13 protein-coding genes and 1 pseudogene are annotated in these 21,138 nt (G+C 34.6%); 12 read left to right on the top strand and 2 right to left on the bottom strand.

What is annotated here, in order from left to right; all coding sequences use genetic code 11:
- Window positions 1-58: 58 nt before the first annotated feature.
- A pseudogene (locus ACJ5GX_RS05650) lies at window positions 59-742 on the top strand (ankyrin repeat domain-containing protein); the annotation flags it as partial.
- Window positions 743-1,250: 508 nt separating this feature from the next.
- Here ACJ5GX_RS05650 and ACJ5GX_RS05645 read toward each other — a convergent pair.
- Window positions 1,251-2,828 (bottom strand): lysine--tRNA ligase, encoded by a 1,578-nt coding sequence (locus ACJ5GX_RS05645; protein ID WP_052264803.1) that lies wholly within the window; start codon window positions 2,826-2,828, stop codon window positions 1,251-1,253.
- Between the two features lie 64 nt (window positions 2,829-2,892).
- Here ACJ5GX_RS05645 and ACJ5GX_RS05640 point away from each other — a divergent pair, with 64 nt between their 5' ends.
- From ACJ5GX_RS05640 to ACJ5GX_RS05600, 9 genes are all read left to right on the top strand, one after another.
- Window positions 2,893-3,189, top strand: a complete 297-nt coding sequence (locus ACJ5GX_RS05640) for a type IV secretion system protein VirB3 (protein WP_006015054.1) — start codon at window positions 2,893-2,895, stop codon at window positions 3,187-3,189.
- A 9-nt stretch (window positions 3,190-3,198) separates the two neighbouring features.
- Window positions 3,199-5,604: a VirB4 family type IV secretion/conjugal transfer ATPase gene (locus ACJ5GX_RS05635; protein WP_052264802.1), complete on the top strand. Its 2,406-nt coding sequence runs from the start codon at window positions 3,199-3,201 to the stop codon at window positions 5,602-5,604.
- Window positions 5,597-8,173, top strand: a complete 2,577-nt coding sequence (locus tag ACJ5GX_RS05630) for a TrbL/VirB6 family protein (protein WP_007302029.1) — start codon at window positions 5,597-5,599, stop codon at window positions 8,171-8,173. The genes ACJ5GX_RS05635 and ACJ5GX_RS05630 overlap by 8 nt, the downstream gene beginning before the upstream one ends.
- A gap of 17 nt (window positions 8,174-8,190) precedes the next feature.
- Window positions 8,191-10,563 (top strand): TrbL/VirB6 family protein, encoded by a 2,373-nt coding sequence (locus tag ACJ5GX_RS05625; RefSeq protein ID WP_052264801.1) that lies wholly within the window; start codon window positions 8,191-8,193, stop codon window positions 10,561-10,563.
- Window positions 10,560-13,460, top strand: coding sequence for a TrbL/VirB6 family protein (locus ACJ5GX_RS05620; protein WP_052264800.1), 2,901 nt, complete (start codon window positions 10,560-10,562; stop codon window positions 13,458-13,460). The genes ACJ5GX_RS05625 and ACJ5GX_RS05620 overlap by 4 nt, the downstream gene beginning before the upstream one ends.
- Window positions 13,461-13,541: 81 nt before the next feature.
- A complete protein-coding gene (locus tag ACJ5GX_RS05615) occupies window positions 13,542-16,793 on the top strand; it encodes a TrbL/VirB6 family protein (protein ID WP_052264799.1) in 3,252 nt (1,083 codons plus the stop codon).
- Window positions 16,777-17,406: a WD_0853 family protein gene (locus tag ACJ5GX_RS05610; RefSeq protein WP_012481862.1), complete on the top strand. Its 630-nt coding sequence runs from the start codon at window positions 16,777-16,779 to the stop codon at window positions 17,404-17,406. The genes ACJ5GX_RS05615 and ACJ5GX_RS05610 overlap by 17 nt, the downstream gene beginning before the upstream one ends.
- Before the next feature lie 104 nt (window positions 17,407-17,510).
- Entirely contained in the window at window positions 17,511-18,059 is a 549-nt protein-coding gene (gene rsmD, locus ACJ5GX_RS05605; RefSeq protein WP_007302024.1) for a 16S rRNA (guanine(966)-N(2))-methyltransferase RsmD, read from the top strand.
- An 87-nt stretch (window positions 18,060-18,146) separates the two neighbouring features.
- Entirely contained in the window at window positions 18,147-18,293 is a 147-nt protein-coding gene (locus tag ACJ5GX_RS05600) for a hypothetical protein (RefSeq protein ID WP_164819305.1), read from the top strand.
- 484 nt (window positions 18,294-18,777) lie between these two features.
- Here the strand turns inward: ACJ5GX_RS05600 and ACJ5GX_RS05595 are convergent, their stop codons facing one another.
- Window positions 18,778-19,308, bottom strand: coding sequence for a hypothetical protein (locus ACJ5GX_RS05595; RefSeq protein WP_052264790.1), 531 nt, complete (start codon window positions 19,306-19,308; stop codon window positions 18,778-18,780).
- 134 nt (window positions 19,309-19,442) lie between these two features.
- Between ACJ5GX_RS05595 and ACJ5GX_RS05590 the strand changes: the two genes are divergently transcribed.
- Both ACJ5GX_RS05590 and ACJ5GX_RS05585 read left to right on the top strand, forming a co-directional pair.
- Entirely contained in the window at window positions 19,443-20,051 is a 609-nt protein-coding gene (locus ACJ5GX_RS05590; RefSeq protein ID WP_010402419.1) for a superoxide dismutase, read from the top strand.
- Between the two features lies 1 nt (window position 20,052).
- On the top strand, window positions 20,053-21,138 hold a 1,086-nt coding region (locus ACJ5GX_RS05585; protein WP_495292789.1), incomplete at its 3' end, for a M16 family metallopeptidase.

Genomic DNA, 21,138 nt, shown 5'->3' with positions numbered 1-21,138 from the left:
AGCATAAAACTTAGCTTTTTAATAAATCTCATTTTAACTCCAATACACTAACTATGAAAAAACTCCTTTACATTTGGCTATTGAAAAAGGTGACGAAAAAATAGTAAAAGCTCTATTAAATAAGGGGGCTAGTGTTAATTTGCAAGATAAAAGTAAAAGCGCTCCTTTACATCTTGCTGCTGAGAAAGGCAAAATTGAGATAGTAAATGCTATATTAGATAAGAACCCTAGTATTAATCTTCCAAATAAATGTGGACACACTCCTTTGTCCGTTGCTGCTCGGGAACATCATAAAAAGATAGTAAGAGCTCTATTAAAAGCAGGTGCTGATCCTTTATTAGATAATCTTGATAACAAAACTCTAGATAAAGAACTTACTGAAAACGCAATTATGCTAGCAATAATCTTGGGTGTTGGTATATTTGTTATTGCATCTGTTGTAGCTGCGATAATAGTTACTTCTGCATATTTTATTGGTGTGTCATTATCAGTAGGTGCTATGGCTGGGATAGCTGTGGCTGCTGCTGTACTCACAGGACTTGTTGCTGGTGGCATTATATATGAAGTGTTGAAGCCTTGTGATGAGTTAAAGGAGGCTATTGCAAAAAAAATATCAAATCTTAGTCAGAATAGTGCAGTGGACGATAGTAAGCCTAATTGTAGTCTAGAAAATCCTGAAACAAGCTTACTGGCACCATTAAAAGATTTTATAAATAATGTAAAAAGTTTTTTCGCTATTTAAGGAAGAAGTCTCTTCTTCCTTTTTTTCCAATTTTTTATTTAGCAAGGTATCTAGATACCTTGCTTAACACCAAAACAGAATTAAGGTTTAAACATCCTAGGTGTATTAACACTCATTTTGAAGACAGCAAATGGTGTCATCCCAGCGCCCTCTTTCTTGTTATTCCAATACTGGGATTCAGAAAACTGACCAGGTTGGTCACGCGCTGGCTCTCTAAAATTACTTTAGTTGTAAATATTAAGAAATTTACTAAATAAAAAAAGACAAAAGAATCCCCGTATAGCGAGTTTTAATAATGTAAATTGATAATGTGCTAACAAGCGCGATTTGGCTGAATGTAGAAAAAATAAAAAAAGCTGCTATAATTTTATGTAATTTGCCAATAAACACCTGAATTTTGTCGTTGAGCCCAAAAAACAAGGATAAATACCTTTATTGGTATAATAAGGAAAGTGGGAAGGTTTGTCAAGTAATAAAACTAGAGGGCTCAAATGAAAGAAGGTAAACTCTAAAGTGTACGTTCAGTAGCACTTTCTATAAGAGAGATTGTATTATCTATTCCATAAAGCTTGATAAAAGATCCCATTCTAGGGCCGGTTTTTTGGCCAAGCAGCGTTTCATATAGCAACTGAAACCAATCGCGTAAGTTATTGTAATTATGTTTTTTTCCGATGGAGAAAACCTGAGATTGAATCTCTTCAGCAGTGGCTGTAATAGGCAGGGAATGTAGGTTGTTCTTTAAATCTAGTAACGCTTCTTTCTCTTTTTCATTTGGAGCTTTATATGCTTTTGTTGGCTTGATAAAGTCATGGTAATACCTAACTGCAAAATCTGAAAGCCTATCTAGCATTTTGTTGCTTTCTGGTGTAACGTTTGGTGCATAAGTTGATATAAAACCCCAAAGAATCTCTTTGTTTTCAGCATTACAAGCTGCTGCCAGGTTTAAAAGTAACGAAAAATTTATGCCTGAAGTTTCTACGTTTGGAACTTTACCCTGGTGGATGTGCCATACAGGACTGTTTACATCCTTTTCTTTACTTTCATTATAACGCTTAACAAATTCCAAATATTCATCAGTTGATTTTGGTATCACATCAAAATATAAACGTTTAGCTTTTTTAGGACTCTGAAAGATGTATAATGCTAAACTCTCTGTGGGTGCATAAGTTAGCCACTCCTCAATTGAAATACCATTTCCTTTTGATTTTGATATCTTCTTTCCTTCTTTATCAAGAAATAACTCATAGCAAAACAAAAGCGGTGGCTTTTCTCCAAGTATTTTACATATTTGACTTGAAAGCACAGCAGATGGTGTTAAATCTTTTCCATGAGCTTCATAATTGACTCCAAATGCAGCCCACCTCATCCCCCAATCAGGTTTCCATTGCAGTTTACATTTTCCTTTTGTCACTGGAACTTCTATTTTTTCCCCGTTTGGGTCTTCATACGTGATTGTTCCTTTATCTGTATTTGTTTCAATTACTGGAACTTGTAAAACTTGGGAAGTTTTTGGGCATATCGGCAAGAATGGACTATAGGTTTGCTGCCTTTCTTCCCGAAATGATGGAAGCATTACGTCCATCACTTTATCATAATTTTTCAGCAGGAGTAAAAGTTTTTCATCGTAAACGCCAGATTTATAACACTCTGTTGCACTCCTAAATTCGTATTCAAATCCAAACAAATCAAGAAATTTACACAACAACGAATTCATGTGATGACCATAACTCTCATGAGTGCCAAATGGGTCAGGTATCATGGTTAATGGCTTGTTCAGATTCTCTCTTAGCATTTCCTGATTTGGTACATTATCTGGTATTTTTCGCAAACCATCCATATCGTCGGAAACTGCAATGATTTTGGTTTTTATACTAGGAGCTATTTTTTTTAGAGCGTTTGCAATAACTGTGGTACGAAAAACTTCCCCAAAAGTACCAATATGTGGTAAACCCGATGGACCATAACCAGTCTCAAATATTATCTCTTTTTTATTAGGGAATTCTTGTAGTATTTTTTCTGCTTCTTGAAATGGCCAGCTTATAATCATTGAATTTAAATTAATTATCTTACCTAAAGTGCTATTCATTTCAATAGATTTTTAATTAATGATGTAGTATTAGTGTTAGAGCTCTTATTAGAAGGTTAAAGATATGTCTACTGGCAGCATACAAACGAATCAATTATTTAAAGGTCTTACAAGACCTGCAATGCTCTTTGGTGTGAGTTATATGTTTGCAATATTAAACGTTCTAATTTGCATGCTAATTTTCATTAATACAAATGATCTTAGAGTAATTCTCCTGATGTTACCAGGTATACATGGACTTGGCTATATAGCTTCTGCAAAGGAACCGTTGTTTATTGAGTTATTTATGGTAAAGTTGGGAAAATGTTCCAAATGTTTAAATCGGTTTTATCATGGAGCCAATTCTTATGACATTACTTGATGTTATGCAATGTTGAGATTTAGAGCTATTCAATCAAAGAATAAATCTATTCTAAGTAGAGAGGTTCACGCTGCCGAATTTATACCTTATTCTTGCTATTGGAATAGTACAACCTTGATAACAAAGCAGAATTGGTTAGTTAAATTTATAAAATTAAATGGCTTTGCGTTTGAAACGGCCGATGATGAAGACTTGGTGATACAAAATAATATCAGAAATCAGATGCTAAGAAGCATTTCATCTCCAGCATTTAGTTTGTACTTTCATACCATCAGGCGTAAGAAGAATATCTTTTCTGATGAATTTGCAAACCAGAGTTTACCAAATTTTTTTGCTAACCATGTAAATCTAAAATGGAGAGAAAAACACGCAACTAGGCAATCTTTTATTAATGATTTATACATTACGATTATTCGTAGGGCAGATACAAAGGGAGTAGAATTTTTATCACATCTACTGAAAAAATTTGGGCATGTAACTTCAAAACATGCTTGGGAAAGTGATATGCGTGATACCTATGAAGATTTAGAAGAAACGACAAATCGTATAGTAACAAGCCTTAGGAATTATTCGCCTAAAGTCCTTGGAGTAAAAGAAACTCCAAACGGACTGTTTTGTGAAATAATGGAGTTTCTGTCTAGAATTGTAAATTGTGGCTTTGTTACAAATACGCTTTTTCCACTAAAAACTGAAATATCAAGATACTTACCAGTTCATAGGTTATTTTTTGGCCATAAGATGATACAGGTTGTGACTCATAATGAAAGTAAATATGCTGGAATAGTTAGTATCAAAGAATATGGAAATAATACTTCCGCAGGAATGCTTGATTCTTTTTTACAACTTCCTTATGAATTTATTATCACGCAGTCTTTTCAATTTACAAATAGGCAAATGGCAATTGCGAAAATGCAGATACAGCAAAATCGTATGATACAATCTGCAGATAAAGCTATTTCTCAAATAGCAGAAATTTCTCATGCGCTTGATGATGCAATGAGTGGTAAAATTGCGTTTGGTGAACACCATTTAACTATCTTATGTATAGAAAAAAGCCCTAAATCATTGGACAATGCTTTATCATTGGTTGAATCGGAGCTTTCTAATTGTGGTGTTTATCCTGTTCGTGAGAGGGTTAATCTAGAACCAGCATTTTGGGCGCAAATTCCTGGTAATTTTGATTATATAGTAAGAAAAGGTACAATAAGTAGTCTTAATTTGGCCGGTTTTGCATCTCAACATAATTATCCTACTGGTAAAAAATTCAATAACCACTGGGGAGATGCTGTTACAGTTTTTGATACAACATCTGGCACTCCATTTTTCTTCAACTTTCATATAAGGGATGTTGGACATACTATGATAATTGGGCCAACAGGTGCTGGCAAAACTGTTTTAATGAATTTTTTATGTGCTCAAGCAATGAAATTTTCTCCAAGAATATTCTTTTTTGATAAAGATCGCGGTGCAGAAATTTTTTTAAGAGCACTTGGTGGTATCTATACTATAATAGAACCAAGAACTAAGACAAATTTTAATCCTCTGCAACTTGACGATACTCCTGATAATAAAACATTTTTGATGGAATGGATAAAATCTTTAATTTTAGTGTACAACGATAAATTCACTTCAGAAGATATTGCTAGAATTAATGATGCAATTGAGGGAAATTTTAAATTAAAAAAAGAAGACAGATTTTTGAGAAATCTTGTACCATTTTTAGGACTTGCGGGCCCTGATACTCTAGCTGGAGCAATATCTATGTGGCATGATGATGGCTCTCATTCTGCAATATTTGACAATAAAGAAGATTTGCTAGATTTTTCAAAAGCAAGAGTGTTTGGCTTTGAAATGGCTAGCTTGCTAAAAGATCCTGTTGCTCTTGGGCCGGTCTTGATTTATTTGTTTCATAGGATTAGTATATCGCTTGATGGCACTCCATCCATTATTGTTCTTGATGAAGCATGGGCGTTAATAGATAATCCAGTTTTTGCACCTAAGATAAAAGACTGGTTGAAAGTGCTGAGAAAGTTAAATGCTTTTGTGGTTTTTGCTACTCAGAGTGTTGAAGATGCAAGTAAAAGTGCTATTAGTGATACGCTTGTACAGCAGACAGCAACACAAATTTTTTTGCCAAATCTGAAAGCTACTAGTGTCTATCGAGATGTTTTTATGTTAACTGAACGTGAGTACATACTGATCAAACACACAGATCCAAGTACTAGATTCTTTTTAGTAAAGCAGGGAGTTAATGCTGTAGTAGCTAGAATAGATCTGAAAGATTTGGATGATGTGGTCAACGTGTTATCTGGACGTGCGGAAAGTGTTCTATTGTTATATGATATACTGAAAGAAGTCGGAGATGATCCAAAGATGTGGTTGCCTGTGTTTTATCAAAAGGTGAAAAATGTTTAAAACTAAACTGTCATTACTGTTAGTTGCGATATTTTTGTTAAATATAGATTTTTTGCTCTCGTATCCAGTGTTTGCAGATACAGTAAGTGGTACTGACAAAACGGAATTTGTTAGCAGATTTAATTCTACTGGCAGCTTTAGTCGTGCTTCTAATCCTGACTGTAAGGCGTTTGAAACAGCTGCAGCAGTTGCTGGGATAGCAATTGCTATTGGTGCAATATTTACTGGTATTGTTTTGATTGTCTCTTCTGCTGGTTTATTTACTGCTCTTGTTATCGTTGGAATGATAGCTGCAATTGTTGGGGTTTGGAAGGCGATAGGAGGACTTGTTGTTTGTGAGCATAGTTTTGTTAAACACCCAGTTGCACGTGATCATGATGGAAAGTATAAAGATTTCGAATTCTCAAAATCAGAATACTCAAAATATTCAGATTGCACAAATAAGAATTATCAAAAGGAAGATGAATATTTTAAATGTTTTGATGGGGCAAATGGATCAATAGAAGTAGGTAGAAAAATAGAGAAGGGCATTTTAAACTCCATACCTGACCAAAATACTGGTGGTTATTACTGGCCAAAAAACGGTGTGCAATACAGTGAATATATAGAAGTATGCCATAGAAATCCTTTAACATTTAGCAGATTGTTTTGGTTAGATACATCAATAAAAGCAGACTTTGATGTTAGAGAGAAGGACACTGGATATGAAGGTGGGTCATGGTCTCCAAAAGTTGATGGTGATCTGGAATGTAAAGTTCTTAAAGCAGGACAAAGCGAAACCATACATGGGTCAACATTCAAGGCAGTAAAAAAAATGGACAGATTGTGTGTGGAGCTGGCAAGTGTGAGAATGCTTGGTATCAAAATGACTCCTTGGCCGCAAGGGGTTGATATGGGATGCACAGAATTGCCACCTGACCCACTTGCTCCTATGTGTGAAAAATCTGTGATGATATTCAAAAATAAAGATGGTACAGGTGAATATGAGGAAGATCTTAATGATTCTAAAAATAAGGACAAAGATTACAAAACTATTATAAGGGAAAAGAAAGGAGAGGGAAAAATTTTTGTAGGTTATAATAATGCCAGTTGTTTTAGCCAGTATGTCTCTGAAGCTTGCTACAATCAAGCGGGAAGTAAGTCATTATCTCCTATTCCTATAACTTCTATGATAGTGCAATGTATTAAGGAGTCGTTAGATAATTTAGTGGCAGGTATTGATTCAAGTGGTAACTTACTTACAGACAAAAATGGACATGCTAAGGGTAGTTTTTTGTCTGTAGCACAAAAAAGACTGAAGAACACTGTTACTGCTATCTTAATTTTAGCTTTGATATTGTTCTCTATAAAAGTTATGTCTGGTGGAGTGCGTAGTCCGCAAGAAATGTACATGTTGATCATTAAATTCGCTTTAGTGATTTACTTTACGACAGGTAGCACTATGTCTCATTATTACGGGGAATTAACAAAACTTTCGAACGGCTTATCAGAAATAGTGCTTAAAGCTTCATCTGAGAGTAAAAATATATGTAATTATGAGGCAGGTAAAGATTATGAATACGATCGTGCAGGGCAGAAGGTATCCTACAGTTATCTTGCACCTTGGGATAGGCTTGATTGCAGAATTTTATTTTATTTAGGTGCCCCTTTAGATGGAATTGGTGGCAAAATTGGTACTGGAGGTGTTGCAACGTTAGCGGTCTTGCTTGGCGCTGCTCCTGTCTTGTTAGTTGCAGGTTCGGTGATTGGTATTATTTTCGCTGGTGGACAAATTTTAGTAGCTCTTGTCTGTATATTTATGGCCATTTTGATGATGATGGTTATTTTATGGATGTGCTATGTATTTATCTTATCTTTAGTTGCGCTTAGTGTAATTATCATCTTATCGCCTTTATTCATTCCTATGGTTTTGTTTCAACATACTAAAGGATATTTTGATGGTTGGCTAAAAGAGTTAATTACCTACAGTTTATACCCAGTTATCCTCTTTGCATTTCTATCTTTTATGTTCATAGCATGTGATAAAATCTATTTTAAAAATTTAAATTTTAAACTGGACGAGTCATATAAAAATGAACAACCAGACAAGTCATATGAAAAGAAACAAGCAGAAATCTCATATAGTAAGAAAAAACAGTGGTTTAAATTGAAAGATGGGGAATGTGATAAAAATGAAACTACTCTCGCATGTATGATGCAAAATTATAGCTTTAAAAAGAGCAGCATACTTGGTCTATTCGACTTTAGATACATGGAGTTTGGCAGCTCTCTAATCGGAGAATTATTAAAATTGTGTTTAGTATTATTCCTCTTTTACCACTTTTTAAACGTTCTTCCCGGCATGGCTGCTGAGCTTGCTGGTAATCACAGAGCAGCACTTGGTTCAGGTAGCACTCCTGCACAAATGGTGAATAAAGCTTTATCTGCTGCCAAAGCTGCTGCTGGAGGTGCTGGTCAAGTTGCTGCTGCGGCTGTAAATAAGGCAAGAGGGGCTATTGGAGGAGGTGGAGATGATAATAAGGGATCGGGATCTTCCTCTAGTGAATCTATAAAATCAGGTGGAGAGTGAGCGCAGGTGAGTAACAGATGTTTGAACATTTGAGCAACCAAAATTTGGTTAAGCTATGCATAAGTTTTGTGATACTCTTTTTATTATCTGGGTGCGGGTGTATTAAGCCAGAAGATTCATCAGGCTTGCGTGAGAAATTGGATATAGTGTCAACAGAGCAGAAATGGGTTGATTCTGGAGTCTATATTTCGGATAAAATAAAAGTAACAGAGATTAATATAGTACCTAATAAGGTTAATTTTTGTTCGCAATATAAAGATTTTGCAATTGAACCTGGAGTAAGAAACGTTACATTACCGTTTGCGCTTAAAGCTGGCGATGCGATAAGCTTTAGTGTTGTTGGAAGTAAAATGTGTAAAAACAATAATGGCATGGTCACCTGCAAAAAAATTGACGAAAATTGCAGTGAAGGGGAAAAGGAGTATTTTTCACATGTTTTAAATCAAGAGAAGTGTCAAGGTGAAATATGTCCTAATAAATATGAAATAGGCAATGCACAATGGTTAAATGGAAAAGAGTACTGGTCTTCAGAATTAGATCAAAGTGAAAGAGAGGAAATTAGAAATGTCATCGACTCTATAAAACAGCAAGGGGAAAATGTAGACTGTAGCAAGCTTTCAGAGAGCAGTGCAAGTAAGATAGATACGCGCATTTTAAATTTACTCTGTGGACGTATATGTAAATTTTCTTTCGGCAGCGGAGAAAAAGGTTGCGTATATATTGAATACAATAGTATAGAAGGTGAGATATTCAATACTTTAAATTCTAGAGGTGAATCTGTTATTGCTGAAATTATTGATAACGTATTAAAGGAAAAACGGGTAAAAACTGACATTACACTATTACGTGTTCACATGGATAATGAGGAATTTGAACACATTCCAGGAGGCGGTATATGTATTAACTGTGATCATAAGATAGATCGTAACCATCCAAAACCAGAGTTAACTTTTAGTTTAGGTGATGGTAAGGGCAAGGGTGGTTTCAATATAAGAGTAACGAAGAACCATAGTCTAAAAAACAACTTATATATACATGTTTCTGATAAGTTTCCTGAGCACAATCCTGGTGAAATTCTGGGGGATATACCTGTGGATATCAGTGAAGTTCATAATACTGAGTATATGGAAAGATTAAAAGAAAAGCTAAAAGACAAGAGTGGCACTATATATTACGGAATAAGAGATCATGGCTGTGATTATAAGAAAAATGAGGGTCAGTTTAGTATTAATCTTACAACTAAAGAGCCACCTGTAAGAACTTTTAGTGCGATATATAATTTTTTTGATGAAAAAGTAAAAACTGCATTTTTCGGTTCTAGCTACAAAGACACTAACGCGATTCACTCTGATACTAGCCCTGTGAAGTCTCTTTATCAAAGTTTTGTAGCATCAAATAGAACAAATACCATCAGATCTACAATAGTGTCGTTATTAGTATTATATATAGTTTTATACACCCTTTATTACTTTTTTGGATTGTCTCATGCTTCTATATATGAATTTTTAATTATATGTGTAAAGATAGGAGTTATTACCCAATTGCTGAACGATAACAGTTGGAGTTTTTTTTATAACAATGCATTTTCTATTTTTGTTAATGCTCCAAAACAGTTAATAGAAATAGCAAATTTCAGAGGTACAACATCAAATGTTTTTGAATTTCTTGATTTACCGCTCAATAGGTTTTTATCAGCACACTCAGTGTTACTAATAGTATCTCTTATATTCTCCGGTCCTTTGGGTATTGTATCGTTTTGCTTGGTGATTTGGGGTTTGATAACAGTGAGCTTATCGATGTTTAACGCCTTATTTTCTTTTATCACATCTATAGCAATAGTTGCATTATTGCTTTCCTTGGCGCCTCTTTTTATTATTTGCCTTCTATTTGGATATACTAGACAGATGTTTCACAATTGGGTCAAAAATTTAGCAAGATTTGCAATTCATCCGGTAGTGCTTTTAATTTTTATATCATTAATAAGCCAGGTTATGGATTATATTGTGTATTCGGTCTTTAATTTTGAGGTCTGTCCTACATGTATACTTAATCTTAACTTAAAGATTTTTAATCCTTGTATTATTTATGGTTATGCTTCCAAACATGCACCTAATATCACCGCTATGATGGCTTTTGTGATTTTGGGACATGCTATGAAAGCTTTAGTTGAGGCATCTTCAACAATATCTGATTCGTTGTTTGGTGTTTATGTGGCAAGCGAACCAGGAAGGCAATATCAGCAAAGCTTAATGGGAACAGTAGGTTTAGATGAACAAAGTATCCAAAGAAGAGCAGGTCAGCAATCTGGTACACCAAGTCGAAGACCTCAAATACCACAATCAGCTCAAAGATCAGCACCTAAAATACCGACAAACACAGGAAATCAATGATGAGCAGAAAATCATTATTATTGATACTATGTCTTGTAATTACTGGCTGCACAATGGATTGTGTTGAACCTGGGCTGCAGAGCAGAAATACTAGTGTCAGTATAGATGTTCCAGTTCGTGAAGCTGGCGAAGGAGTTAAAATTCATTGGGTTGATTCTGGTCAAGTAATTAGCAAGGATGAGAAAATCAAATTTACTCTTGGTGGGTCAGTAAATTTTTGTCCTCTTAAAGAAGGGAAAAATCCAAAGAGAGTACTTGTGCCCGCTGTATTTTGTGCTAATGATTTAATACCAAATTACAGTAATAAGTTAACTGATAATGCTAGTCTTGATGAACGAGAAATATGTGGGGATATAGGCTTTGGAAATAATGAATTCTATAGCAATAGACGTTATGTAGATACTGGAATTAAAGCAAATCCTGGTGATAAGTTAAGCTTTAGCTTAGTTCCCAGAGAGATAACGATTGATTATGACAATCCACAAGGAAAAGGTATCAGTTTTGATGATAATTGCTATAGAACTGAAAAAGGGGATGAAAAAGATAGAGCTACAATAAGAGACATGCTAAACGGAGGAAAGTTCTTTTGTGGAGAAAGTGGTAAAAGAACTGTAGTAGAATTTCCGCCGCTGAATAAAGAAGAAATGAATAAAAGAAGAGTGCTAGTTGGCAATGGCTACACTCCATATGATAATAAGGTACATTTTAATAAGGATTATATTCAAAATTCATGGATAAATGGTGCGTTGTTAGATCTACGACGAACTAAAATAGGACTGAATGAATTATGTAATGGGAAAAGGTGTGATTTTAATGAGCTGAACAAATACAGTTCTTATGAACTTAATTGTTACTATCAGAATATATGTTACAACGCAAAAGGTATAGGGGAGAATTGCGTCTCTTCTATAAGGTATGAGAAGTATGATAAAGGAAATACATGTGACATGTATTCTCACCTTAAACGTATTGAGGATGAACTAAAAAAGATTGAAGAAAATAAGAGGGATTCTAAGCAGATTGACATTAATTTAATATCAAATTCTAAATTAAACTTCAAAGAGGACAGAGGAGATATTTCTTGGGCCGAAGCTCTTGTTGCAAAAATTGGCGATTTTGATGATCAGGATACTGCTAAAGGTATTCAATGTTTTCCAAATGAGAAAGGTGCGAAAGGAGATAATGTATGTTCACAGATTAATTATAAATTTGAAGATTACTCTCTGAGATTAAATCATGATTATAAAATAAAAGGTATAACACCTGGTAGTAGTGTGATGCTTGCTATAGCAAGTAATGGCAACTACCAACTTCATAGAGGTGGATATCATGTTGAAGTAACTAGATCATGTAACTTTGATGGTGGTAAAAAATTGTATGTGTACTTAGGTGATAATCCGCCAAGGGATCCATCTGCTCGAAAGACTAATGATTTCAAAAAAGTAAAGAGGTTGGATAAAATAACAGAGGATAATGTAGACTATTACATAATAGATGGAAGTCATTTGGTAAATGAAGAGTCTAAGAAAATATATTTTGGTATTAATGTAGAAAACGTAGAGAAAGATGATATTACGGACAAAGATAGCAAATATTATGAAGATAACAAATACACAGTAAATTTATTTTTAAAAAGAAAAATAAACGATTTTATTTCATCAACTGTAAACAAGATTTTTGATTTCATAACAGACGGGAGTGAAGACGGAATTAAAATTCCATATGAAGGATATAGAAAGGGGCTTCTACAAGGAATAAGAGCTTTGCTTATTCTATACGTTATATTTACTGTTGTTGGCTATATGCTTGGAACAATACAATTAAGTAAATTCGATTTTATTATAAGAATATTCAAAATAGCATTTATAGCTTTTGCTTTTAGTGATAGAAGTTGGGAATTCTTTGGTACAACTTTGTCTGGGCTTTTTGTTGAGGGTAGCATTTATTTAGTTGATAGTTTTTCTGGCTATATAGGAGAAGGAGGTAAAAAATTTGCATTCTTAGATTTAACAGCCGGAGTATTATTTACAGGAGAAACATGGCTGAAATTTTTATCTTTAATGCTATCAGGACCTTTTGGCTTTATTGCATTTTTAGCAATACTTTATGCTACTTTTGTGTTTTTAAGATGCATTATTAGTGCTACGTTTAAGTATGTAATATCTACTGTTTTAGTGGCATTTTTATTGTCATTGGCACCTTTATTTATCGTATTTATTCTATTTCAACAAACTAAAACATTATTTGATAATTGGATAAAAACGCTGGCTCATGTTTCATTGCAACCAGTCATTTTATTTTCATCCTTGTCTCTTTTAAACCAGTTAATGTATTCAGTTCTATACAACCTCACAAATTTTTCTGCATGCTATCAATGCTTAATTAGTGTAAATTTTTTATCGTATGATCTGTGTCTTATGAAATCAATATTACCTCTTGGGTATAGTCCTGGTACTAGTGTTGATGTTGCGCTCAGTACTGGAGAAAGGGCTGGTGGGCACTTTGCAGCATTACCTATAGATCTAATCCAGGCATTTATATATCTCATCATTGCTAGTGCAATGGAAGCTTTTGTTTCTATATCAGAAACTATGGCGCAGGCGTTGTTCAGCTCTGGTTATGGAGTTGCTCAAAGTGTTAGTCATATTTCTAGGAGCGCATCACAAGCTATGCTGTCAACTGTTGGCCTTGATGATAGAACCCAAAATATGATACATAACATCAAGCAGGGAATGAGTAAAGATCGTAGCAAAATTGAAGCTAAATTGCCTGATACACCAAAGCAAGCAGATGGGAAAGGGAGTGCTGGCAGAGAAATGAGCAAATCTGAAACACTAAGCCAGCCAGATAAGCAAAAGGATTCTGATAAAACAAAAGGACAAGTCAAGGAAGATTGATGAGATATATGGAGTAACTAATTAAAAAGATATTTGAAGTAAGGTTTTAGAAATTTATTCTGTATTGGAAAAAGTTTAGGTATGCAATCACGCTTAGGCAAATGTTGGTTTAGGTTATTAATTTTGGTAATCTGTGTTCTGGTTACAGGTTGTAGTAAGAATGATATGCCTTTTCCAAGATGTATATCTGCTGATTATTTTGGTCCTGAACCCATTGCAATTGGTGCTCATTTTCCAATCGGTCATGATGCGTTTTTTCCAGAAGGTGAAAGTGGAGAACCTATTGATCCTGAAACCGGAGAAATCAATTATGGTTTTCACCCTAATCAAGTAGTGAAGTGGAAGGATACCGGCCTTGAAACCAATGGAGATAGTTTAGTAGTACGAGTAAATGGTGCATGGACATCTTGGAGCAATAGTAATAAGAAGAAATCTCAAAGTAGTTATAGTTTGGAAAGTTTGGAGCAGTTAAAATATGCAACCAAATTTGAAAGAGGGAAAGGTGACAACAGTCTGCCTGACTTTCACTTAGTTTGTAATGATTATAAACCTAGCATACAAAAATTTTCAAGTAAGCCTAAAGAAAGTTGCACTGTAAAGTGCAAGTGCATTAATGAAGATGATAGCGCAAATACAGTATCACGTGGTGCTCCATGTTGGTTTACTAACGGCCATGGTGCTTATCTTTTATTTAAAAGGCCTAGCGATTCTAGTCCTAACGAAAATTTAAAATCCATGCGTAACCCTGAGTCTCCTACTGTACATCTAGGTTACAATTCCGTAGCGGAAGATGGAAGTGGGCTTTTTACTTTAGACAGAGATAACACCACATTACAGGACAGGAGTTGTAATACGGTGAGGTTAGAAAAAGGATGGAAAATATATGTAAAGATATTAGATAGATATTATCTAGATAATGCAGGTGGCTACTCTTTTGAATTTTTGAGCGGAGTGCAGAAACCAAGTAACTTTGGATTTTTTGATTACATTTATAACTATCTAAAATGTGTATTATTGATTAACGAAAATTGTAAAAAGCATTTTGATAGCAATGATCCTGCAGCTGCACAAGCGATATTTCAAAATATAGCTGAAAAAAGTACGAGCTTTCACAATTTTGTTCTTTCCTTGCTTGTTCTATTTATAGTGATTTCATCGCTTCTTTATCTTTTTGGAATGATAAGAGAAACTAAGCATGATATGCTCATCAGAATGATGAAAATCACTCTAGTAATAGTGCTTATATCTCCTGGAAGTTTTAGATTTTTCTATGATCATTTTCTTGTTTTATTTGTTAAAGGTCTTGAACAATTGATAAGCATAATTACTAATTTTGCTCCCAACATGAACACCGGAGGTAATTCAAACGTTGCTCAAGGAAATGAAGCTAAATTGTTTAGCTTCATGGAGGATATGTTTAATAAGTTTTTTGCTTACTCTGTTTGGAAAAAGTTTGCAGCATTTTTACATTATCAAATGTGGGCAAGTCTCCTTATGATACCGGCAATTTTTATAGGGATTGTCTTATATTTCCTGCTGTGTATGTATGCTTACATAATATTCCTTTCTGGTTTTATGGGTATAGCTTTTCTTGTAGCTATAATGCCGCTATTCCTAATCTCTATTTTATTTTCACCACTGAAAAGTCTATTTGAGGGTTGGATAAAATTCTGTATTAGTTTCTGTTTGCAATCAATTATGATATTTACCCTGCTGTCATTACTTGCTGCGATGATAATGAATACCTTTTATAAACAGTTAGGCTTTACTGTGTGCTATAATAAATGGCTTGAAATAAAGTTATGTGCTCCAAAATGGGTATTTGGTGGTTTTTGTATAATTGATAAAGAATACTTTAGCTGGACTCCAGGGCAAATTTTTGTACCTTATGCTATTGGAGAGGCTTCTACATTGAACGTAGATAAGAATATAGAAGGTATAGAAAAACTAAGCAGAATAGGTGGTACAGTAAAGTTTACTGGTGGCGCTGGATATATCCCTCTTCCACCAGATTACATTAATAAAGGTTTTCGTTATATAGATTATCCTTTCTTTAATCCAATTCCTGGAACTAAAGATAATCCAGCAGACCACTATATTGCGGAAAGTGATATGATAGTTAGTAATGGCTGTAGTGCAAAAGATCTAGTACGCTTAACAAATAGTTTATCTCATGCATCAGAGAGGGCTGACATTATATTACTGATCAACAATATAGAGAAAAGGATAGGTGATGTTAGTGAAATAATAAAACGCTACTGTCAAGATATAAATAAATGCAATAGTTATAGGGAAATAATTAATGAAATAAGATCTTTAGTGCGGAGTGCGATAAAAAAACAAGGTTGTAGAATACTGAAACTTCATGATTTATATAAGGATCCCAACAGTGAATACTGTCAGAAATGTAAAGATTGTGAGGATTGCAAAAATTATAAAGAAAATAGTGATTACCAAAGGGTGCAAGACATACAGAGAGGTTATTTAATCAACGCAGGAGAGATCTTTGTATTGTTCTTGCTTTCGTTTTTGATGTTTTCTTTGAAGGAGTTTGTACAACAGATGGGCTCAAGCATTGCCGGTGGTGGGTTTGGTGTTTACAATATATCTAGTATGTATCAAGCATCACCTGTGACTGGTTTAATGCAGGGATTAAAACAACAGATGCAAGATAAAATTGGTGGAGGGCTAGAGTCTTTAGGTAATTGGGCTACTCATGTACCGGACAGATTAGCTGGAGGTACAGCTAATTTGCTAGGTAGAATACCAGGAGTTGGGGGTGTGCTGAAATATGCTATTAATGTGCCACGTAAGCTTGTAGGTGCTACTATTGAAGCAACAAAATTTGCAACATCACCTAAAAATGATGTTGATAAGCTTGAGGAAAAAATCTACAGGGCGTTTGGAATTGATAAAGAAGATATTGCACATAGAAGAATTGATAAATATTTAGAATATTATAAAGGATATGTAGGATCACATTTGGGCTATACAATAGAAGATGCTATGAAGTTTACTTGGGAACATGGTCTCGACTCTATAGGAAACCCTGCTACAGGAGAAAAGGATGGTTACCAGCATAATCTACTCTATAGAGCAAAAACATATAGACGGGAATTTCTTGAGAAGCTTCATGATTACACTATCGGCCGTAAGAGAGAACCAGAAGAAGATGAATCATCAAAAGAAAATAAGCCTAATCAATCAAATCGAAAATTAGGTACGGAACCAGAAACCCTAAAAAACACTACAGAAGCTATACGTGCCGGAGAAGATAGAGAGCGTCAAGATAATGAAAGGAATGAGAACATAGAGAATGATGAAGAATCGTAATTTCAAAGGGCTAAGTTATTATGGTCTTCAGCAAGACGAAGATGGTAATATCAAGTTAAACGATTACAATGATGTTTTAAATGCGCGCAGAGCGAGGGTAGATTTGTTACTAGATAGCACTAAGCAAGGTGATGTTAGTCTTTCAAAGCTAAATAAAGCTCTGAATGAGAGACTTATAGATGATAAAGGGCTATCGTCAGAATTTGACAAAGAAGACAAAGAAATTGCACAGAAGGAGCTTAAGATGTTCTCTATTTTAGACGATCTTGATAATCTTGCAAACATTGAAAGTGAAGATCTATTAGAGGTTAGTTTGTTACTATCAGATCTTAGTTTTATAGAGAGAAATATTGTGTTGAATGCCGATCAGAGTTCTGATCTAATAGGGTTCAAAAATCTATTTATAGAAAAAAAAGCATCTGGTGAGGAATATAGTGATGAAGAGTATCACAATTTCCTCGATAGTATAGAGAAAATCAATACTTTAATTAAGTTAGAGTTAGAAAGTAGAATTGAAGGGATGGGTCATGATGAAAAAAACAACCATGATGATTTACAAGACGAGATTGGTCGTGCAATCAGTATAGAAAATAAATCAAAGAAAAGCGATTGATCTTGCGTTCCTCCACAAGCAACCTTCTTTCTATTAGACTGCTGAAGCTATGTTGACATTAAATGTGTATTATAAATAATTAGTTAACTTCGAACTTGTTTTATATGTTACGTGTTATTGCGGGTAAATATCGTGGAAGAAAAATAACTACAGGCAAGAATTTAGCTGCACGGCCCACTATGAGTAGTGTCCGAGAAGCAATATTTAGTATACTTTCTTCAAGAAAACCTATTTATAACCTAAATGTACTTGATTTATTCTGCGGAAGTGGCTCTTTTTCATTTGAAGCACTTTCTCGAGGTGCTAAACATGCATTCATGGTAGATTCAGATTATTACAATTTGCAACTGCCTAAAAAAACAGCAGAAGATTTTGGAATTACGAACGATATCACGTTAATTTGTTGCAATGCTAACGGATTACCAAGACCTATTTCAAAGTGCGATATAGTTTTTATGGACCCACCTTATAATATCAATCTGGTTAACTCAACTTTAGACGAGTTAGCTCACTCAGGCTGGTTAAATGATAATGCGTTAATAATTCTAGAAATGAGGAAAAATGAAGGTTTTGAGTGCAATAAAAACTTCAATATAATTGTGGAGCGTACCTACGGTATTGCAAAAATAATTTTTCTTTCTTCACTCACTTGAATTTCTTTTGTAAACATCTATAGCTAAGCTAAGTAAGATTTTTCCGAGGACTGAAAGAAAAAATCAATTCGTTTTGGTGGGAATACGGTGTGTAACAGCAAATCAATACGAGTTGATATACTAGAAGAAGCAGTATGGAAAGAAATGAAGATGGTACTCAAAGAACCAGAGGCAATGACTAAGGAATATCAGCTCAGACTCGTAAAACATGAAAGTACGCAAGCAAAGGATTAACTTGAAAAGCGTGCAAGTAAAATAGAACAAGGTATAGAAAAATTAGCTTATGTATATGCAAGGGGTCATATAACGAAGGAAAAGTATGACTTAGAAGTTGAGAGCATGGAAAAGGAGTTAAAGGAATCAGAGATCAAAGGGAAGAAGCTATCGATGAAAAGAGTCTACAGAGAGAATTAGATTTTATCACAAACAGTGTAGAAAGTTTTTCCTCTGAGAGAGCTTAATCAAGCAGACTATGAAACTAAACTTGATATAATAAGAAAGTTAGTTCAACGCATTGAAATTGACGATGATAACGTACATATAGTGTTTCGATTGAAAGAACTTACTCTCGAAAGGCAAAAAAAAGTGTTCAACATTGTATCGGGATGCCAGTGTCAGCTACTTGCATGACATCCTCTTGCTTCTATAGGTGTCTTTATCTCGTCTACTTTATTTTGCCACACAGATACAATGGTTTCACATGCACTTGGTAGGCTATCTATTTTGACAAAGAAGGACTACCAACACCTTCAGCGTTTGCATCACTAAACTTACTTGCTACTTTATCAATAGTCCAAACGAGTGGCGTAACAACGAGCGCAGCAGCCCAAATAACAGCACTAACAACATAACTCAAAACTGTGTTAACAAACTGAGCTAATGCACTACTATGGACACGTGCCTTACCTGACAACATGGATGAATAATCTATCAACGATTTTGTACTGTACTTAAGATCACAACCATCTGTTACTTTCGCTAACCCTTTTGCCGGCCAATATGATAGATACGCCAATGCTAGATATAAAGGTTGTAGGGCTATATTAGCTAATGTATAAGTAGTAAGATAAGTCAGAGAATGACACCTCAAACTACCAAAAGCTACATTTTTCACTGGCTCAATAACACTATTAATATAATAAACGGACTTATAGAAACTATTTTGTGGAACTTCGTTACCTCGAACGCTTTTGGTAGGAACATCTCCGAATTTAACATATTTCTTAAAATTACTATATGAACTTGACATATTACCCCTCTAAAAATAAAAAATAATTACCTTGTCAGTATAGTTCATTTTAGAATAACTGCAATAAACATCTTACAAATTATGTGTTGCGCAAAAGCACATATTAACATACCATCGAAAATAAAGAGGTCAGCATGAGTTTTACTTTACCTGAGTTGCCATATGATAAAGCAGCTTTAGAGCCTTATATATCTGTAAAGACATTAGATTTTCATTATGATAAGCACCATAAGGGATATTTAAATAAACTCAACGAACTGGTTGAAAACACAGATTATCAACATATGGAAATTGAGGAATTAGTAACGAAAGTTCATGGAAATAATAATACAGTTCCTATTTTTAATAATGCAGCACAAGTTTGGAATCACACTTTTTATTGGAATTCAATGAAAAAAAATGGTGGTGGTGAGCCTAAAGATGATGGTCTTCTAGCAAAAAAAATTCAAGATGATATTGGTGGCTTTGACAAATTTTGTGAAGAATTTTCAAATTATGGAGTAAGCCAATTTGGTAGTGGATGGGTGTGGTTAGTGCTTGAAAAAGGAAAACTCAAAATCACTAAAACTCCAAATGCGGATCTACCGCTAATTTATGGCCAGGTGCCACTACTTACTATGGATGTATGGGAGCATGCATACTATTTGGATTGCCAAAATCGCAGAATTGACTACATAAAAGTTTTTCTTGATCATTTGATCAATTGGGATTTTGTAGAAGAGAATTTAAAGAAGAATATATAAGATGAATATACCACAAGTAACAAAACTAGATAATGGTCTGCGCATAATAACTGAGCGAGTGCATGAAGTTGATTCCGTAGCTTTAAATATACGAGTTGGTGTTGGCAGTAGAGCTGAAAGTGCAAGTCAAAATGGAATATCTCATTTCCTAGAGCACATGGCTTTCAAAGGAACAAAGACAAGAACTGCTTTTGAAATTGCAAAAGCTTTTGACGATATAGGTGGAGCCTTCAATGCCTGCACCGGTAGAGAAAGCACCAGTTATTATGCAAAGGTTCTTAAAAAAGATATAAAAACTGGCATTGATATATTAATAGATATATTAATGAATTCTACATTTCCAGAGGATGAATTGGAACGCGAAAAGGGTGTTGTAATACAAGAGATTTTTCAAACTAATGATTCACCGAGCGATATCATTTTTGATAAGTATTTTGAAGCAGCTTATAAAGATCAACCATTTGGTAGATCAATCCTGGGCACGCAAGATACTGTCAAATCTTTTACTCGAGAAGATCTGAATAACTACATAAAGGAGCATTACTTTGGCGGAAATATGATATTTGCTGCTGCAGGAAATGTTGAGCATGAGGAAGTTGTTCAATTAATCAAAGACTTTCTCTCAAAGATTCATTCAAAAGAGCTGAAAAAAAGCGAGAATGCAGGTTATACCAGTGGTGAGTATCGAGAGCATCGTAAATTAGATCAGGTGCACTTGTTAATTGGGCTACCTAGTGTTTCTCGTGATGATAATAAATATCACACATTTAAAGTGCTTGATTCTATACTGGGAAGTGGCATGTCATCACGCCTGTTTCAGGAAGTAAGAGAAAAGCAGGGTCTTGCTTACTCCATTTACTCATTCAACTCTAGCTATGCTGATACGGGAATGCTTTCGATTTTTGCTGGTACAGATAGTAGTAATCTAGATAAGCTTTTAAAATCCATAACGACAGAGCTAAAGAAATTGTCTACAGATGATTTAAAGGAAGAAGAAGTAAATAGAGTAAAAGAACGAGTAAAATCTCAAATTTTAATGTCACGCGAAAGTGTTAGCTCACGTGCTGAAACATTAGGACACTACTAC

It is taken from the genome of Wolbachia endosymbiont of Tuta absoluta (assembly GCF_059414725.1).
The sequence above is the reverse complement of the archived record's forward strand: the minus strand, read 5'-3'. Positions and strand labels throughout refer to the sequence as shown.

Excerpts from the sequence above, each read along its gene's own strand:
- ACJ5GX_RS05645 (WP_052264803.1), bottom strand. The coding sequence starts at position 2,828 with ATGAATAGCACTTTAGGTAAGATAATTAATTTAAATTCAATGATTATA.
- ACJ5GX_RS05640 (WP_006015054.1), top strand. The coding sequence starts at position 2,893 with ATGTCTACTGGCAGCATACAAACGAATCAATTATTTAAAGGTCTTACA.
- ACJ5GX_RS05635 (WP_052264802.1), top strand. The coding sequence starts at position 3,199 with ATGTTGAGATTTAGAGCTATTCAATCAAAGAATAAATCTATTCTAAGT.
- ACJ5GX_RS05630 (WP_007302029.1), top strand. The coding sequence starts at position 5,597 with ATGTTTAAAACTAAACTGTCATTACTGTTAGTTGCGATATTTTTGTTA.
- ACJ5GX_RS05625 (WP_052264801.1), top strand. The coding sequence starts at position 8,191 with ATGTTTGAACATTTGAGCAACCAAAATTTGGTTAAGCTATGCATAAGT.
- ACJ5GX_RS05620 (WP_052264800.1), top strand. The coding sequence starts at position 10,560 with ATGATGAGCAGAAAATCATTATTATTGATACTATGTCTTGTAATTACT.
- ACJ5GX_RS05615 (WP_052264799.1), top strand. The coding sequence starts at position 13,542 with ATGCAATCACGCTTAGGCAAATGTTGGTTTAGGTTATTAATTTTGGTA.
- ACJ5GX_RS05610 (WP_012481862.1), top strand. The coding sequence starts at position 16,777 with ATGATGAAGAATCGTAATTTCAAAGGGCTAAGTTATTATGGTCTTCAG.
- rsmD (WP_007302024.1), top strand. The coding sequence starts at position 17,511 with ATGTTACGTGTTATTGCGGGTAAATATCGTGGAAGAAAAATAACTACA.
- ACJ5GX_RS05595 (WP_052264790.1), bottom strand. The coding sequence starts at position 19,308 with ATGTCAAGTTCATATAGTAATTTTAAGAAATATGTTAAATTCGGAGAT.
- ACJ5GX_RS05590 (WP_010402419.1), top strand. The coding sequence starts at position 19,443 with ATGAGTTTTACTTTACCTGAGTTGCCATATGATAAAGCAGCTTTAGAG.